Here is a 1,357-nt window from a genome sequence, read left to right as displayed (position 1 = left end):
ACGTTGGCCGACAGCGTACCGCTGACCGTCTGCGCCGCCGTCTTGGTGATCCAATCCGTGTTGGTGCCACCATTGGCGGCCGTATCCGCCGAGAAGGAAGCCGTGGCGATGGTCTTTGTCGGCGCCGTCGTGTCCAGCACATAGGCTTGGCTGTAAACCGTGCCGTCATTACCGGCCGTGTCGGTAACCTTGACCTTCAGCGTGCTGGAACCGGTCAGCGTCTGACCGCTCAACGACCAGCTATTCTGCCCAACCGTGGTTGTCGCCGCCGTCCAGTTGCTGCCATTATCCAGCGACACATAGACCGTCTCGCCCGCCGCCAGGTTAGCCGACAGCGTACCGCTGATCGTCTGCGCCGCCGTCTTCGTGATGAAGTCGCTGTTGGTGCCGCCATTGGCCGCCGTATCGGCCGAGAAGGCGGCTGTGGCAATGGTCGTGGTGGAAGCCGCGGTATCCAGCGTAATCGACAGGCTGCCACCCGCCGTGCCGACATTGCCGGCGGCGTCAGTGACCCGCGCGGTGAGGGTCTTGGTGCCATCCGCACCCAAATCCCCCGCTGTCACCGTCACATCAACATAGCCGTTGGTGATATCGGTCGAGGTCAGGGTCGCGGTGGTGGCGTGGGAGAGCGACGAACCGCCCAGCAGCAGTTCAACACTGTCTCCGGCTACGGCACTGGTGCCCGTCAGGCTGATCCGCACCGTCGGCGCGGTCACATTGGTGATGTCATCGCTGTTGGAAGCACCGGCATCGCTGGAGGCACCAAGATCAATGCTGGTGGTCGGCGTGCCCGGTGCCGTGGTGTCAATGATAATCGCCTTGTTGGCGCCCAGCGAGTTGGTGGCACCCGGCGTCGCCAAGGTCAGAATGGCGTCAGCGCCGCCGCTGCTCTGGATCGTGCCGCCGTTCAGCGTGAGCGCGCTCGTGCTGAGATAATCAAGGTCGGACGCTGTGTCCCCGGCCTGTACCGTGTAGGTGAAGGTCAGCGTGCTGGTGCCCGTACCGCTGGCATAATTGATGGTACGGTCGGTGGTGCCGGTTTCCAGCGTCAGTTGCGGGGTGCCGGTGACGGTCACGGCTTCAGAGAAGGTGACCTGGATCGAAATAGCACTGCCGACCTTGTAGGCCCCGTTCGCCGTCGATGACGTCACCCCCGTGACCGTCGGCGGCGATCCCAGCGTAAACAGCGTATCGGCACCGCTATTGGCGCTGCTGGCAACGAAGATAACATTGGCAAGATTGGCAGCGTTAAGCGTCACTTCGACGTAACCGAAGTCGGTCGCGTCGGTATCAATTTCGACCTTTGCGTTGGCACCAGTACCGGTCACACGGATATTGGCGGCGGTCAGCCCGCTGA

The 1,357-nt window shown here is 62.8% G+C and carries 1 protein-coding gene; it reads right to left on the bottom strand.

The window, feature by feature from the left end; genetic code table 11:
- Positions 1–1,357: Ig-like domain-containing protein (locus tag GE253_RS25990; protein ID WP_247878879.1), on the bottom strand; the 1,357-nt coding region annotated here is incomplete at both ends.

This window comes from Niveispirillum sp. SYP-B3756 (assembly GCF_009495745.1).
Classification (GTDB): Bacteria; Pseudomonadota; Alphaproteobacteria; order Azospirillales; family Azospirillaceae; genus Niveispirillum.
The sequence above is the reverse complement of the archived record's forward strand: the minus strand, read 5'-3'. Positions and strand labels throughout refer to the sequence as shown.